The following is a 17,595-nucleotide window of genomic DNA, read 5'->3' as shown; positions in this document are numbered from 1 at the left end:
TTCATTATATTACTCATACACTTTAAAAGCAACTGAAAAAGTGGCATGGACAGTTTATGTAATTTTCTTCTTTTAATTACCTGCTACATAAAAAGTCGCAGAATTAGTCACTACCTTTTCTTTATTCTCTCCACTTGATTTATAATTTATTGAAATAACAGCCTCATCTAAACTCAAGGTGTTTCCCTTTTTATATTTTAATGGAAAATATACATAGTTCTTTCCTTTTTGCAGTTTTAATCCTAAATCCTCTATGATAATTGTTTCATAAAATTTCTTCTTATAAACATCTTTGATTTTATTCTCAAGTTTGGAATCGCCAATCATACTATGAATTTCTTCAAAATCCTGTTGGTTAAAAATCTTATAATTATTATCAACTTCTACATAATTATCCAAACCTAACCTTACATTACTTATTTCTATATTTTTATTTGTATTTAACTCTATTATAATGCCGTAATTATATACGTTGTCATTATTATCAGTTTTCAAAACAGCTTCTGCATTAACAAAACTACACTCCTTGTAATTTTCGTTTTCATCATTTATAAACACCAATGTTCCTATTTCATAGCTATGTTCTTCGTTGTCGTCCTTCTTTTTTACAATTAACCTTGCATCATCCCCTATTGATGTCTCGAATTCTCCTGATAAAGTAATATGTCCCATGTAATATTTGTTATCTATTAATTCGTCTTCAAGTTTCAAGTTTCAACTCATCTACATTCACATCAAATTCATCAGAACCAACTGCCACTCTTACAGATTCAATATTACTTTTCTTCCATGAAGCTCTATTAGGATTGTAACACTTGAAATTTAGATTTAATTGCCGGGAGTCAGTATATAAACTACTTAATAATTTATCAAATTTAACTGTTTCTTTCTGATTATCATTTTTTGAATTAAAGGCAACGATTATCAACACAATTGCCACTATAACTACTGCTGCTCCGAATATACGTTTCTTCATTTTTTACTCCCCTCCGTATTTGATTCACAATACTTTTGTATTATAGCACAGTTTCCATTATGCAAAAAGCAAGTGCATATCTAAAAGCACTCATAATGTAACTTTCAATCATAACTTCTCCCTCTCTTTAGTTTAAAATAATCATTAAACTTTACTCGCCTACTAGCATACAAAAATTTATGTAAATGAAACGTTGAATTATATGTAAAACAAATAAATATAAAAACAAAATAATAACTACTAAAATTACATTGCTTAACAATTTTCGCAACGGTGTATTTGCTTTCATAGATTTATTATTTTTATCATTCTCCTTTAAGTCAGTCCCCTTTGTCTTATTTGCATATTTTTTCAGAATCCATCTCCTTGAAATATATGTTCCGTAAAAAGCAAAAATTAACGCGGTTATGATCATTCCTGCCAAACCAATTTTTAATAATGTTGGACTAATAGGATTATAATATAAATTGCTATATGTTACCTGATTATCAATATACACTCTATGTAAATCAGAACCTTTCTTCGCTAGTTGTACCTCTAAGCCATCAGTCCGGTATACATATGAAAAAAGTACATAAATCAATAAATCCATTATCCACAATATTTTTATAACTCGTTTTTTCATTTCAAATTTTCTCCTAAAATTCCCTTTTTTCTTAGTAATCTAAAGCTCATTCTTATTAAAGCTATTGCCAATAAAATACATATAGGTACAAGATAATCGTAGCGACTATAATTCACATTCAGTAAGATTAAACACAAATCTTCCCACTCGTCAGGAACATCTAATGGATGTATTGTATTAGCAAAAATTGCTCCTACAATAAAAAATATTCCTAACCAAAAAAATTTGTTATTTCCAATATTTTTCTTTTTTTCTCTTGGTGGTTTATAATGATGTAACTAATCAATGTAACATAAAATGCTACCACTAACTTAAAGTATATTGTTCTATGGTCTGCATATAATTCACTAATATTAGGGGCATATTTATAAAAGTCAAATTTAAAAGAATATACTATGATTTCTGTTATTTCATAAAAAGTTATAAATAATACTATAAAATTATTAATATTTTCTGTTTCTTTATAAATGATTAGCGCAAAACTAACGAGCAGTCCTAATATGGCACCTATTAGTATACCTGATACCCTAAGATTTGATATATAAATTGAAATCACACCAAATAACACTCCATAATATGTTGTCACAATAGACTGTCTCGCTAATAAGTAATATTATTCCAATTAATATTCTAAATATAGTTATTGTAATTTCACCATGTATGCCTATGTACAAATCTAACATTCTTATCTCCGTTATACTTCTTAATTAATTGTTTATTTGATAAATATAATCCTTCTAATTGTCAATTATCAAGGCCGGTTCATCACTACCAAGAGTTTCATAATTTATCTTTTGTAATTTAATCATCTTTGTTGAATCAAAGATTTTTTCCAATTCATTTGATAAATTATTTTTATCATACGATTTATAGCTATTGTTTTTGTAATCAATAATCATATAATTATTATTCTCATTAACTAAATATAATTTACTCTCTTTAGAATCATCATAATAAAAAGTAATTTTATCAAATACAGACTCATCTTCCTTTAAATCATATATTGTGTAATCAAAACTACTCATCATTTGAAATCGTCCATCGCCTACAGATAGGTACGTATCTCTTCCAGACTGATATTTTACCTTTTTTGTACCTGCACATCCTGATAAGCATAATATAAATATTAACACAAATATTGATAGCTTTTTAATCTTCATTTCCTTCCTCCATTTTATTACTAATTATACGAATTTAGCCTTTATTTTTCTATCTTTATACTCCATTTCTACCCTTATTTTATAGCTGTGACTAGCACCTATAGCCTGGCTTAACCATTCATAGTTATTGTCAAACATAACTATAGAGTCATAACTTTCGCGTTTAAAATCATATCCATCTATTAAAATATAATTCAAAGTAGTTTCATTCTTTATCAATTGGATTTCCCTTGCTCCACACTACATTTTCTTTTTCTTCTTGTTTTTTCAAAAAACTATCAACCTGTTCTTTTGTAGTTTTTTTGTTATTCACTCTATAAATAGGAGACTCTTCATTTTCATTATCACATGCACAAAGTTCGCTATAATGGCACTCTCCATTATTAAATTTCAGTCTACCAATATATGTGTCTGCAGCACTTCCAGAACTTTCAAAACTTCCGTCTTTCTTTATATTTTTCATTCCTCTGAACGGAAATGAATAACAATACACTTTTCCATCTTTATAAGTTAATACCAACTCATTTCCTAAACTTGTTTGTAACACAACCTCTTGCTCCCCATCATAATCTATATCCACTTGACACCAAGATTTAATTTTTGTTTTTTCAACATTACTTTCTTCTTGATATTCATATTTACCTTTTGAATTAACACTCATATAATTATCTGAATTGTAATCTCTAATGTAGCATTCCTTTTTTAATTCAGTATTATAATACCTTGTCTCGTTTTTAAGTACGTCTAATATTTCTTTATTGTCAATTTTCACTACTTTACTACTAGTTGTCACAACTATATTTTTTTCTGTTGAACTTTCATTAGATTTGTTTGTATTTTCTGTTTTTTTATTACACCCTACTAAGGACAGTATGCACACTATTATACATAAACAAATTATCTTTTTTTTCTTATTATTCAAAGTCATAGTTACTTTCTCTCCTTTATTAATTTTCTTACGAAAATATCTACTAACAGCTCAAAATAACTAAAATTATTTAAGTTATTTTGAGTTGTTACTAAATAAATATTTTACTTATATTTTTTTAACAATTTTTTTGCGGTATTTATTCTCTCGTCTAAATGTGGTACTCCTGCCTGCTCATAATCTTTACAAAAAGAATTCACCATATCAGCTATCTCTTTTTTGCCTTTAAATATTTTCCACTTATTTTTATAAGCACTCTTTCGCTCTTTATTAAAATATTCTAACTGAACAATCAAATCACCAACATTCAAACTTTGAGTCCTATGCTTATTATTAGCTTTTTTTACATATTTTAACAAAGCTTCCTTCCTAGTAAAATAGGTCCATTGAAGAATCCCCCATCCTTTACTATCATATGCATCATACTTTTTGACATACCAAAATGCCGGTTCTGAGCTTCCTTGTAAAATTAAAGAACTATATGTATGCCACGTTTCAACATAAATATTGCCCAATATTGCACATGCCTGCTTCTTGTTAGTCTTCAACTTTTTCCTTAAATATTTATATATGTATTTTCTGGCTTTGTTCGTATTATAATATGTATACTTTTTTGCCTCCTGTTCTCTTATAGAATCCCAAGCACCTGCCGGATAATATTGTCCACTATTTCTATTCTTCTTATGTCCACTCGGATCCACATAATTTATTGGATTTCCGGAACAATAAGCATATAGATTCCACGTATCTTTGTCAGTTTCTGTGCCTCTATAGGTATCCTGGCTTAAAAATTCTCCATCATTTGAATCATAATATCTTGCATTCAAATAGTAAAGTCCTGTATTTTCATCATAAATACCACCCGTATAACATATTTCATTATAGAACTTACTATCAATGTTCTTTTGTGTTTCTCCGTAGTCAGTATAACTGTACGCCTGTTCACATTTTCCACTATTATTAAGAATTGCCACGACACTTCCCTGTACATCTTTAGAATAAAAGTATTCTGTCTGTGTACCTGAATCATACCTTATTGTAGCAAATGTATTACTATCATTTCCAATAATGTTTTGGCTTGTCTTATTGCCTTTTTCATCAGTTGTATATAATAGCAAGCTTCCCTCATAATAATAGTTTATTGTTTGGGAATTAACCTTATTTCCTTCAATTTGCGTATCTGTTTTCAAAATACGTTGACCTTGTCCATTATATTCATTATGTTGTTTTGATGTAATTACTCCATTTGTCTTTATTTCCACATCAATTAACTGGCTATTTACATCGTATTTGTAAGTAGTGTTTGTTTTTTTACCACTGTCAATAACAGAAATTTGATTTCCTTTATTGTCATAATTATATGATTTACTATACGATTTAACATTTGAACCATCAGCGCATTCTATTACCGTACTTGATGTTAACTGATTTAATTCGTTATAACCATTATATGAATAATATCCTGTTGTTTTTGACTGATCTGTTGCAACAGTATCTGTCTCAAACTCTGATTCATAGGTTCTGTTTCCTACTTTATCATATTTGTATGTACAACGTACCGTTTTGTATGTTAACTTATTATTCTTTTCTGATTTTACAAGTCTTCCTTCTTCATCGTAAGCATAGAATACTTCCTCATCCTTACGTGAATCTTCGTAATTACTTATCTCATGTTTATAGGTAATATTAGAATTTTTATCATACTTATATTCATATTTTTCCTTTACAGTATTTGGGTTATCACTTGTAAAATATGTCATTAATACTACTCTATCAATTTTATCATATGAATAATCCCTTTGAATATAGTCCGTACCCTTATTAAGGAAATTTTTATAATCTCTTATTGTTCTAACTTTTGCATTACTGTAATAATCATATTTTCGAATTACAGTTGTGTCATCATCACCACCTGATAGAATGCCGTCAATTTCTGTAATCCATTTGTCTTTATTATAAATAAACTTAATGCCTTTCAATTTATCCTTTGAACTGTTAGGATAATATATCTTTATGATATTATCATCAACATCGTACACATATTTAATCATTGAATCTTTAATTTTCTCAGTTGTCGGTGTACTTGTTGCATTTATCTCAGCCACACCTGTATTTCTTCCATATGCATCATATTCATAATATGTGTATCTGTAAGGCTTTCCACTCTTATAATCAATAGCTGACTTAACCTTATCATCCACTGTATATTCATACTGTGTATAGCCTTCAACATTTCCGCTATCATCAATTCTTGTTGACTTAATTAATTCACCTGTTGCATCTTCATATGTATTTTGAATATAGCTTCCATCAGAATATATTTCTTTTGTCTGTCTGCCATTAGAATCATATTCATATGTTTTTACAATGCTTTTTGTTGATGCTATATCTTCAATTTTAGTAATCTGATCAGAGCCATTATTTGTTGTTTTAGATACTCTTCCTAATGCATCCGTAACGGTATCTACCACACCCCTGTCATTACCATCTTTTATCAACTCATCATATGAGTATGTATTAGTTGCATCAGAAGGTGTAATTACTTTTGTTGTCCTTCCCTGCTCATCATATTCATATTTTGTTTGATTTCCTTCTCCGTCTGTGCTTTTTATTAAGTTTCCATTTTGGTTGTATTCATTTGTTGTAACAATTGAATCCTTACCTACTTTCAATGTGTTACCAGATATCTCGGGATTAGTAATTGTAGCTGTCTGATTTCCTTTTTCATCATATGTTTTCACTATAAGCTTACCATCGTCTATTCCTGACGGATTATTTTGATTTGTTCCGTTAGTATATTCAGTAAAAACTCTTCCAGACGCATCATAAGTATAATCAATATACAATCCATTACTTAATTCCTTAACAGTTCTTCCATCGTAATCAACAAAGCTCTGACTTACAATTTCATTTTTGTTGTTATATACAGTTGTGCTTTTAACATTGCTTTTTTCTTCTGCCTGCTGATTTGCTTTTGTAATAAACAGACTCACGTTTGCACTGCTAACGCTTAATGTTAATGCCAATGTAAATGCGATTCCTTTCTTAAGTACATTCTTCAATTTTTTCTTCTCCCATTTTTGATTAGTAATGTAAAAAAGCTCTCCCTACTTTTTATGTTTGTACATCTAAATTTAGATACGCATCACAGTATACTCACATTTCCCTTCCTTATCAATAGACTTTGCACGAACGTCGAAAAAAACGACATGAACGTTGTTTTTTTGACGTTCATGCCGTTTTTTTATTACATAGCTGCGATTTTTTTCTTTGCTGCAATATATCGTTTTTTCGTTTCTGCATATTTTCTCACGCTAACATAAGATTTCTCATTATCTTTAAAATATGCAAATTCTTTATCAATGTATTCAACCTTTGCCATATTGGTCAAATAGGATTTGTGACTTCGGTAAAACCCATACGGTTCTAACCGGTTTTCCAAGTCATTGATTTTTTCATCCGAAATAAAGCAACCCTCTTCTGTATGAATTAGTGTTTTTCTTGACTTTGTTTCAATATATAGAATTGAATTAATAGGAATTTCTCTTGTCTCATTACTTTTATGCCCTATTATGCAGGCGTATTTATTTTCATTTATTTTTTGTATTGCTCCAAAAGCTTCTTCTAATTCATTCTGCATATTTAACTTATCAATGTATCGAAATGCATTTACCAAAAATCCCTGTCTTGCACAGTCCAAATGTGTCGTAAGAATTATGACAATACTGTTTTTATTACTTTTGTTGTATTCCGTTATTGTCTCAAAGCCGTTTAAATCCGGCATTTCTACATCCATAATTACAACATCATAGTATTTGTCTTTTTTCAGGAATTCCATTCCCGAGCTAAACATTTCAATTCTGTCTTTATCTCCTGTGTAATTATTAATTACTTTTTGCGCTGTTTCTCTCCAACAGCTTTCATCATCAACAATGGCTATATTCATTTTCCTTATACCTCATTATTCTTTAATGTAACTGATACAACAAAACAACCATTTTCGATTTCTATGTCTATTAACCCGTTACATGCATTGACGCTATCTTCTACATTTTTCAATCCCCAACCATGATACTGTTTTTCGGGCTTTTTAGTTTTTAGATTTTTCTTATTAAGATTATTATCACAATAAGAATTTCCAATTTCTATTATTATCTCGTTTTCCGTATAACGACATATTACCCAAACTTTCTTTATCGTGGCTTTTTCTGCCGCCTCTATAGCATTGCTCAACAGATTAGAAAATATTGTACATAAATGATATGCACTAACACTACAGTTTATTGGAAAATGTCCCTGAATCTGTATGTTAATGCCTTTGTTAATTGCTTCAGCATAATATTTATCTAATATGGCATTGGCAATATCATTTCCAACATTTACCTTAGTTCCTAACCTGTCAACGCGCTCTATAATATCCTGAAGATATTTTTCAAATTCTTCATTCTTCCCCTCTTTTTTCACTTTATCCAATAGATATAAATGATTTCTTATATCATGTCTGAATTTCTTGGTTTCGACTTCCCTTTGTTCCAGGTATTCGTAATAGTTTTTTTGTTCTTCCAAGTATTTCTTTGCTAACATTTCATTTTCTCTGTGTATATTTCTTGAAATTATCAAAGCTACTGTTGAAACTATTTGAATTATTAATCCTATGGAAACAAGTAAATAAATTATGATGTAAACAGCTTTCCCGTCATGTACAACCTGTTTCATTGTTATATATGCCAGTATTGCCAATACGCAGAAATTTGCCATTATATTTATCGTCATAATTATCCAATATTTAACAGCTATCTTCTTTATTCCGTAAATATACTTTCGTTTTATTATAATTGATAAAACAATAATGCAAATCAACGTTAATAGTGATGCTATAAGATTAGAATAATTTCTTGCATTGAGTTTTAGCATCTCTACTATTGTCTCAACAATTTGTGAAAAAAACATCTCAACACATTCCAATACCATAGAACTTCCTATGATATATACAATTACCGTCTTATTTTTTTCAACAAAACAAATCCTCATAATTATAAATATACATACTAAAAAGCTTATTAAATCCAGCCCCGTATGTTTCATCAATACAGGATTAGCACTGAATATGGATACAATAATTGTTGCTAATATTTTTAGACCATTACTATTTTTAGATTTAGTAAACTGTAAAATATTTTCTGCAATCAATAAAATCCCCATTATATGAAAAAGATTTGCCAGTATATTACAAAATATGTTCATTGATTTCTTTGCTCCCTAATGTAAAATATATTAAATTATACCATATTTTTACATATAAGATTAATATAAATCAACTCATTTTAATAAGCTCCAAAACCAATGTACCCACTTGTACACTTCCCTTGTCCTTTCCGTATATACTGTTGTATTGCCCGGACAAGAGTTAGCATACTTCTTTTTATTTAATTGTAAATAGTTTTTGCACGAACGTCGTTTTTTTCGACATAAGCGTTGATTTTTTTCTGATTTTTACATCTTATTTGACTATGTTTATATAATTTTTATACTCTTCAAATTCTGTTAAAAAGTCGTTTATTTGTGATTTTTTTACATTACCTGACATGGTAATTTTGATTTCTTTGGAAATAGTAGCACATCCAATTATATAGTCATATTTGTCTCTGTCGTGAAGAATTTGATTGCTAATAAATTCTTTTATAGTTTTTAATTTTACATAAGAAATTTCTCCATTTCCAAACACAATGTCCTTTGGTGAATCTACAATTTTTAATATTTTTTTGCGATTTTCACTGTTATCCCTGCATATAAAAGCTTTCAATTTCAGCTCTCCATCAACCAGTGCAATTTCATTGCCGCTATACCAGGATTCACCTTCATATTTTTGTAATGCAGTAACATATTTTTGCATTTTCTGGTACCGATTGTATTGTTCGCTTTTTTGGAGCCTCTACTTCATTTTCATCATCAGACCCACTTTTATTCAATGTTTTTAATTGAGATAGTTGATTATATAAATAATCAATATCATCTTTATTTGTGAATGTTATTGTTTGAATTGGTTCTACCCAGGATACATCTTCCTGTGTATTTTCACCTACAACAATTTTTGAAATGTCCTTATAAGATTTTATATTGATTTCGTTTAACAAAGATTTCCCGGTTTTACCTTTGTCTTTTCTATTAGTAATAGTGCTTTCATTAACTACCTGACTGTTGTCTTTTTTTGCTGCTTTACCAACTTGGAAATACGCAATTCCACTGATAATTCCAACCACCAAGCACACCACAATAGTTATGCATGTTTTTTTCTTATTTTTCATATTTTCCTCCTGAATTTTGTTTTATCTTGTGTTAAAACTACTGTAATGGAAAAATGTATAAAACTTGTAACTGAAACTTTTAGAAATAGATTTTGTAAGTTTTTATTTAGATATGTACTTTTTCATACTTCCCCATTATGAAATAAAGTTGTACACAAAACGCATACAACCTTATAATAATATGTATTCATATATTTGTCAAAAATTCCAGTGTTTAAAGCTACCTGCCCTGTTTTTTATGCTTTTCTATTGCACCAATAATTACGAATAGAACGCCTAACATTTGCTGCTCTCAACTTTAATTCGTCACATACAACTCGATTCCACTTCGTTACATCTCGCTGATGCGGCATTCGCCGCATCAAAAAAAGAGAAAAAGACTCTCTGTCTTGAATGCAAGCACTCAGGATTGAATGAGTCACATACAGCTCAATTACGCTTCGCTTCATTTCGCTGATGCGGCATTCGCCGCATTAAAAAAAGAGAGAATGTTCTTTTCGAAATGTAAACATTTCTCTCTGAACATTCTCTCTTTTTTTATGTGACTCATTGCTTACGCACAAAGAAAAGTACCACCCCAGGCAATTTAATGTCCGAAACGGTACCCGCAAGTGCGCCTTCAGGGATGCGATTGTCCTGTGGACAACTCTGCCCTTGGCAGTAGCATCGACCGAAATGCCAATTGAGACCTCGAACCCTGCACACCCTGAAAGCCCTAGGGCATTTTATATCAGTTTATTAAACATTATTTTGTGTTATAAAAATGTCCGCAATTCCTTTGTTTATCCGGCATTGCGGGCAATATGAAACTTTATGGTATTTTATAATAAAATGTAAAAAGTTCAAGTGTTTGTGGGAAGGATTTTAGGTTTTATACTTAATTAATACATTTATTTGTAATAATAATTAGTTATCCATTTTTCTCTTTTTATTCCAAATAATAGCTATCTTCTATGCAAAGAATGATGAAATTAGTACTATTACAATTCCTATCCTACAACATTTTATTAATATCATTCGTCAATTCTAACTTCTTTTTCTAGAAAATATTAATAATAGAATTAATATTGTATCAATAAAAAACATAATTACTGTATATTGTGTTTTCCAAAAGAAATCATCCATTATAATACTCATAAAATTAAACAAACAAATTAAAATTGATATTATCATTATCAAAAGGATAACGATTTTTTTCTTTTCAACTTTCATTATTTTACTCCTCCTTCAATTTTTGTATTATGTTCAAAATATTTAGCTGATTATTATCTTTTATTTTCCCTTTTAGGCATTTATTTTTAGATGCTGCATCTAATAGTATTTTCTTCATCTCATTTGCTGACTTTATTTCTTCACTCATACTATATATTATTGCACAGGCCTTTGCAACATATGGCACAACAAAAGAAGTTCCACCCATATAAGAAACTTTATTATCTTTTGTTAAGCATAAAATATCCGTTCCTGGTGCTACAATATCAACACTTTCACCATAGTTAGAAGTAGTACTTAAACATCCATCATATCTAAAACTTCCTACCGTAACAACATTATTAAAATTATAACTACAAGGATACATTTTCACTTCATCTATGTCTAAATTATAATTACCAGCCGCTACCACAAAAAGCATATTAGATTCTTTTATTACCTTTTTCAATTTTAAGTTTTCTTTAAACATAAGCAAACTTACAACACAAATTTCAGCCCCATTTTCTTGAGCATAAAGTATAGCGTCTACCAAGTCATCACACTCCCCATCATTACCTTGTTGCATGATTTTTAATGGCATAAATTCAATAAACTCGTTTTCTTCAAAATTACCATCTTCTGTTGAATTTGTACATAGTATATTGGCTATACTTGTACCATGACTTGTATCCTCCCTAGAAAACAATTTAGTGTTGTTATCTTTAAAATTATATCCACATATGTCATCCACATACCCATTTGCATCGTTATCAATATTATCTATCTTTTCATCAGTATTTTTCCACAAATGTCTTTTTAAAATAGCATTTTCAATATTAATTCCTGAATCAATAACTGCAATAGTACATTTACGATATTTTAAATATTCATTTAAATCAACCATTGAAATATCTATTTTGCAATTCACAATTCGGAAGATGATGATATTGAAGTTTATACCAAAGACAAACTAAAAATTGTGCTTAACTGCACTCGATTAAATAAAAATGTTTATCTTGAATATCCGTTGGATATTGCTTATCTCCATCGACTTGCAAGGGAAGAACCATTTAATTATATCTATTTCGCCTTACAACCCGATGGATTGCAAGGGTATGTTAAAGCAATGAATGTATTCAACTAAACCTATGCATTTTTAACCTAAGAGCATATTGCGATTTCGATTTCGCAATATGCTCTTTCTGTTTATTAAAACTGACAAGATATTCAATAAAAATTTATTACAATTGGACTATTTCCTTACAATATGAAAGTGCAACATCATCATGAGAAACCATAACAATTGTTTTTCCTTCTTCATTTAATTGAGTCAATAATTTCATCACAATCGCCGTATTCTTGTCATCCAAACTTCCTGTAGGTTCATCTGCCAGAACAATATCACAATCTTTAAGCATCAGTCTTGCAATGGCAATTCTTTGTTGCTCACCTCCTGAACAAGTATAAATCTTTTTATTTAAAAATTCATTTGCAACTCCAACTTTCTCAAGAGCTTCTAACATTAACTCCTTTCCTTTTATCTTATTCTTTTTATTGATTACAATCTTGAGATTTTCATATACTGTCAAATCATCAATAAGTGCGTAATTTTGAAACAGATAACCTATTACCTTTTTTAACATCTCTTTTCGTTTTTTCTTATCTCTGTACCTTACCTCTTCCCCCATAATATTGAGAGTACCCTCATAGTCCTCCAATAAACCCATTATATTCAACAAAGTTGTTTTTCCTCGTCCACTTTTTCCTTTAATTCCTAGAAATGTACCCTTTTTAACCTCTAAATTATAGTTATCAAATATAGTATTATTTCCATACTTCTTTGATATATTTTTTAATTCTAACGCATTCATAATAACTACCTTCCTTTAATTACAGTTCCTATGCTTTCAAATGATTTTCTTGATAAGATAATATAAAATATTATTGTTTCAGGAATAATTAAAAACATAAAGATCCTATTTATGATAATAGATGCTGCTACTATAATCGTAGCATTATAAAATATAAAATTAAAAATATCATTCACGGTCTTTCTTCCTAACAAACTATATACCGCCATTTTCTTTTTCTTAAATTCATAATAAATACAATACAAACTTATATCTACAAGTACATATGTTAAAAAAACAATAAAGAAATATATTACACTTTCAAATAATTCCGTCTGATAAGTTGATATATGTGTGCGCAATTCTACACCCAATTCTTCCATCTCTATATCTGCTTTTTCATATCCCATTGTTAGTAATTTTTCTTCCATCTGTTTTGCTACATTTTCAGTCATAAAAACATCACCATAGCTAACTGTAGCCCTTTTTTCTAGTTTTGATACCTGTATAACAGAATTATAAGAATACTTACCCGGAGTTTCCAAATCCATAATCCATTGTCCATTTGGAATGCATATGGTTTCTATATTTTCTAATCCTTCATACTTTATTATTTTGCTACGTTTTTCCCATAAATTTTCTGGAATTAACAAGTACTCTCTATTATCTTTTATTTGCAATTTATTTCCGTTTTTATTTTTTATTCCCAAATAAGAAATAAGATTAGATGAAGCAATTATCATATTGCTTTCAATGCTATCTAAGTCCTTGTACACAACAGCAGGTTCATTTCTATCTTGTGTGCTGTCTGATGGACAATAATTAAAGATTTCATTAGACTTAAACTTTTGCATATATAAATCAAGTTCTTTTTCTTCATCACTACTTAATGCAACATGCTGTGTACAAATATACCAATTATGAGCTTCAATCTCCTCTGCTCTTTTAACTCCTTCCGTTAGTCTCAAAGTATTATCTATTAATTGTGTTGATATAATAAGCACTACTACCACCAAGATTACTTTAAACAGCATTACCATTAAAAATATGATTTTATTGTTTTTTTTGTTCTTTATAGAATCTATATAATCTGTATTCTTGATAAAAATTACTGCTACCATTGCAACACATATATACACAAAATCCAGAGCTAAAATTAAAAACAGCAACATTATTAAATATTCCGGCAATTGACTAATATCCATAAACATTATGTACAAGACAAATAATATTGCACATGGTACAAATCCATATCCTGTATTTTTTACAATATCCTTATACAATCGTACTGAAATTCTTCGTTCAGACCAACCATTTAATTTCAATATTCCAATTTCTTTTAATCTTGAAATATAATATATCGATGTGCTGAATAAAGATAAACAAAAGATGGATACAAAAAAGCCAATATTTAAAGGACTAAATAACATTTCAAAACTAAACTTAACCGGTTCTTTGTATACCACTTCTGCATTATAACCATTTTTATCCAATATATTTTTTAATGCTGAAACTTTACCTAATTCATTATCCTGTACCATAAAATATCTGGCTTTTCTATCTTTCCTTTTTTCATTTGGTACTATTTCTATATGTCTATTTGGAAACAGGCTCTTCATAACACCATATTGAGTATTATGTTTAGGGTTAATAACCTCAATTTTGCATTGAACATTTCCAAAAGAATAATTATTAAATGTTCTAATCTGTACTGATACATCGCTTTCCTTTGCAAATTTTTCAAGTGTATCAAACCCAACTTGTTTTTCTAATGAGAAATCGGAAATCCTTTCGTCACTAATATAGTTAGATTTATCAACTACAAGTAGCATAAAATATACTGAAAAAATCACAAGCATCACGCCAATTAGTGAGAATATTTTTTTCATAAAGCCTCCCCTATTTATTCATAAAATTAATAGTGTATATTTAGAAAACCTTGATATATCATTATCAAGGTTTTCTATCCTTTAAAGATTATTTTACAGCGACAGCCTTGAAATCTTTATATCCGCATTTTTCTGCCACAAAAGGATTTTTATGAGTAGCTGCTTTTGCAACATGTACTCTTCCTTTCTTTCCTTTAGCAGTCGTTTCACCAGATTTTTCTTTTTTAGGACTCCAATCTGGATCTACCCATACTGTAACATTATATTTTATACCATCTTCTTTTTCATCATACAAATTAGAGTATAATATACCATCTGATGTTTCTCCACCCGTCCATTTTGCTCCGCCACCGTTAAGTGTTTTTGACGCTCCTGCATAAACTGCTGTAGTAGCGCCAAAAACTGTTGCCACCGTACAAACATAAACCATTACTTTCTTCAATTTGTTCACTTTAATTTCCTCCTCTTATTATGTTTTTAAAGAAAATAAATTCTTATAAGATTTTATTTTTCGTTGTTTCAAAACAATCTGAATATATCCTTTTACTTTCATAAACTCAATATCTTTTGCCTAAATGGTATATATTTTTACTTAAATGGTAGTTCTAAATGTGAAAATGTTTATTATTAATATTTTTCCCATACTTTTGTAGCAAAAAAAAGCCACTTGCGTGACTTTTTAACCATTTGCACATTCATATTGTCTTTTCAAAAAAACTTTTTTAAACTCACTGACCTTCCTTCTTGATATATCTATATCATTACCGTTCTTCATATATATTACTGTGCCTTTTAGTGATTCTATTTCGTCCAGATTTACTATAAACGAATTATGGCATCTGTAAAACCATTTATTGTCCAGTTTCTGTTCCATCTCCGACATACTGTCGTTACATCTTTTTACTCCCAATGTCGTATAAATCAGTACCCCATGTCTTTGTGCTTCAAAATAATAAATGTTTTTTAGCGCTACCTCCTGCTGTGCTTCTCCAACGATATTTAAGGTTATCTTTTTATCCTTTTCAAGCAATTTTTTTGCTGAATAAAACGCCTCTTTCAGCTCTTCTTTTAAATTCACTTTGTCCAAATATCTAAATGCATTTACGAGATAACCTCTTCTACTCATTTCCGTATGTGTTGTTAATATCATAAAGATGGTGTCCTTATTTTTCTCCCTGGCTTTTTTAATAGTTTCAAAGCCATCCAACTCATCCATTTCTATATCTATTAAAGATATATCATATTCATCCTTAGATTCCAAATAGGATATTGGATTGTCATACACTGTAATCTCTATTTCATTCTTCATCTCTTCCTTAATGCATTCTTCTGCCTTTTCTCTCCAGTAAGCCTCATCATCAACTATTGCAATTTTCATGTTATTTACCTTTTTATAGAAATAGTTTCCATAAACTCTTCCTTCCCTATCTCTATGTATATAAGACCATTATTCCTTTCTACACATTCTCTAACATTTTCAAGTCCGAAACCATGATATTCTCTGTCACTTTTTGTTGTAACCAGATTCTTATTTTTAAATTGTCCATTATCCTTATAGGTATTTCTTATGTTTATAATTATGTTTTCATCGTTGTATCTGCAATCTAAATAAATCTGTTTCTTTTTTGACTTACCTGCAGCTTCAATTGCATTGCTTAAAACATTTGAAAATATTGTACATAAATCATAAGCATCAATCCTACACTCTGTAGGTAAAACACCTGAAACTTTCATTTTTACACCTGAATCTATTGCCTGATAATAGTATTTATTCACTATTGCTTCCGCTATTCCGTTTCCGATGCTAACTGCATTTCCCAACTCATCTATTTTTATGTTTATTTTTTCTAAATAGTCATTTACTTCTTCATACTGTTTGCTATTTATAAGTTTTGTAAGCAATTCTAAGTGATTTCTAACATCGTGTCTGAACTTTTTTGTGTTTTTTTCACGTTCTTCAAGATATTCATAATAGTTTTGCTGCTCCTTCAAGTACATTTTTGTTTCCAGTTCTCTTTCCTGAGAAACATTTTTTGAAACCTTAAGTAGAATTACTGCCCCCAATTGTATGAATATCCCAACTATAACAGCTATGAACGCACCTGAAAATACTAGTTTATGTTTTTCAGACAATTCAATTGTTGCAACTTTTGCAACCGTCATCACCACAATGGAATTTACAACAATTAGCACTGTCAGTAATACCAGATTTTTATATTCTATTTTTTTCAATCCGTATTGATAATGTTTCCTATAAATATAGCCTACCGTATAAATAAACATTAACGATAAAACTGACGCCATAAGTTCTTCAAAACTCTTAATGCCAAACGGTAAAAGTCCCAAAAAGAGTTTTACCAAAATTAAAAACATAGTGTCTATCATAGACATCATAAATGGAATCCATATAGAAAATAAAAGCAATAATTTTCTTTTTTCTGCATACCACATTCTAAACACTGAATATGTTGTAATAAAGTATACAATTGAACCAATCTTCATTTTCTCATCAAAGTAAATAATACCTGATGCCAGTGCTATGATTGCAGCTATCAATATGATTTTATACTTATTAATTCTCTCTTCAAAATTTCCAAACAAATTCATTGCCATTATTATTTTTATAAAATGGCTGAAATCTGTTAATATTGCTATAAATAGATTCATATAT

The 17,595-nt window shown here is 29.3% G+C and carries 17 protein-coding genes; all 17 read right to left on the bottom strand.

What is annotated here, in order from left to right; genetic code table 11:
- Positions 1 to 72 precede the first annotated feature (72 nt).
- Complete coding sequence (locus ACZM4J_RS05135) at positions 73 to 711, bottom strand: hypothetical protein (RefSeq protein WP_412622746.1); 639 nt, start codon at positions 709 to 711, stop codon at positions 73 to 75.
- Positions 701 to 976 (bottom strand): hypothetical protein, encoded by a 276-nt coding sequence (locus ACZM4J_RS05130; protein ID WP_412622744.1) that lies wholly within the window; start codon positions 974 to 976, stop codon positions 701 to 703. The genes ACZM4J_RS05135 and ACZM4J_RS05130 overlap by 11 nt, the downstream gene beginning before the upstream one ends.
- A gap of 151 nt (positions 977 to 1,127) precedes the next feature.
- Complete coding sequence (locus ACZM4J_RS05125; RefSeq protein ID WP_022165153.1) at positions 1,128 to 1,601, bottom strand: hypothetical protein; 474 nt, start codon at positions 1,599 to 1,601, stop codon at positions 1,128 to 1,130.
- A 737-nt stretch (positions 1,602 to 2,338) separates the two neighbouring features.
- Positions 2,339 to 2,761 (bottom strand): hypothetical protein, encoded by a 423-nt coding sequence (locus ACZM4J_RS05120; protein WP_412622741.1) that lies wholly within the window; start codon positions 2,759 to 2,761, stop codon positions 2,339 to 2,341.
- Between the two features lie 24 nt (positions 2,762 to 2,785).
- Entirely contained in the window at positions 2,786 to 2,980 is a 195-nt protein-coding gene (locus ACZM4J_RS05115) for a hypothetical protein (RefSeq protein WP_302689957.1), read from the bottom strand.
- Positions 2,967 to 3,689: a hypothetical protein gene (locus ACZM4J_RS05110; protein WP_302689958.1), complete on the bottom strand. Its 723-nt coding sequence runs from the start codon at positions 3,687 to 3,689 to the stop codon at positions 2,967 to 2,969. Before ACZM4J_RS05110 ends, ACZM4J_RS05115 begins: the two co-directional genes overlap by 14 nt.
- A gap of 104 nt (positions 3,690 to 3,793) precedes the next feature.
- A complete protein-coding gene (locus ACZM4J_RS05105) occupies positions 3,794 to 6,751 on the bottom strand; it encodes a phage tail tip lysozyme (protein WP_412622739.1) in 2,958 nt (985 codons plus the stop codon).
- A gap of 185 nt (positions 6,752 to 6,936) precedes the next feature.
- Positions 6,937 to 7,635 (bottom strand): LytR/AlgR family response regulator transcription factor, encoded by a 699-nt coding sequence (locus tag ACZM4J_RS05100; protein ID WP_022164693.1) that lies wholly within the window; start codon positions 7,633 to 7,635, stop codon positions 6,937 to 6,939.
- Between the two features lie 5 nt (positions 7,636 to 7,640).
- The gene (locus ACZM4J_RS05095; protein WP_412622737.1) at positions 7,641 to 8,933 is read right to left on the bottom strand and encodes a sensor histidine kinase; all 1,293 of its coding nucleotides are present in this window, start codon (positions 8,931 to 8,933) and stop codon (positions 7,641 to 7,643) included.
- A gap of 256 nt (positions 8,934 to 9,189) precedes the next feature.
- Positions 9,190 to 9,582 (bottom strand): hypothetical protein, encoded by a 393-nt coding sequence (locus tag ACZM4J_RS05090; RefSeq protein WP_412335914.1) that lies wholly within the window; start codon positions 9,580 to 9,582, stop codon positions 9,190 to 9,192.
- Entirely contained in the window at positions 9,548 to 9,994 is a 447-nt protein-coding gene (locus ACZM4J_RS05085; RefSeq protein ID WP_412622735.1) for a hypothetical protein, read from the bottom strand. The genes ACZM4J_RS05090 and ACZM4J_RS05085 overlap by 35 nt, the downstream gene beginning before the upstream one ends.
- Before the next feature lie 1,216 nt (positions 9,995 to 11,210).
- A complete protein-coding gene (locus ACZM4J_RS05080; protein WP_489485717.1) occupies positions 11,211 to 12,089 on the bottom strand; it encodes a S8 family serine peptidase in 879 nt (292 codons plus the stop codon).
- A gap of 337 nt (positions 12,090 to 12,426) precedes the next feature.
- Positions 12,427 to 13,056: an ATP-binding cassette domain-containing protein gene (locus tag ACZM4J_RS05075; protein WP_022164551.1), complete on the bottom strand. Its 630-nt coding sequence runs from the start codon at positions 13,054 to 13,056 to the stop codon at positions 12,427 to 12,429.
- A gap of 5 nt (positions 13,057 to 13,061) precedes the next feature.
- Positions 13,062 to 14,924: an ABC transporter permease gene (locus ACZM4J_RS05070; RefSeq protein ID WP_022164552.1), complete on the bottom strand. Its 1,863-nt coding sequence runs from the start codon at positions 14,922 to 14,924 to the stop codon at positions 13,062 to 13,064.
- 88 nt (positions 14,925 to 15,012) lie between these two features.
- Positions 15,013 to 15,375: a hypothetical protein gene (locus tag ACZM4J_RS05065; RefSeq protein WP_302690391.1), complete on the bottom strand. Its 363-nt coding sequence runs from the start codon at positions 15,373 to 15,375 to the stop codon at positions 15,013 to 15,015.
- A gap of 228 nt (positions 15,376 to 15,603) precedes the next feature.
- On the bottom strand, positions 15,604 to 16,302 hold the full coding sequence (locus ACZM4J_RS05060; RefSeq protein WP_256279007.1) for a LytR/AlgR family response regulator transcription factor: 699 nt from the start codon (positions 16,300 to 16,302) through the stop codon (positions 15,604 to 15,606).
- Positions 16,303 to 16,307: 5 nt separating this feature from the next.
- The coding region (locus ACZM4J_RS05055; RefSeq protein ID WP_489485715.1) for a sensor histidine kinase at positions 16,308 to 17,595 on the bottom strand (1,288 nt) is incomplete at its 5' end.

It is taken from the genome of Eubacterium sp., from assembly GCF_057858645.1.
The sequence above is the reverse complement of the archived record's forward strand: the minus strand, read 5'-3'. Positions and strand labels throughout refer to the sequence as shown.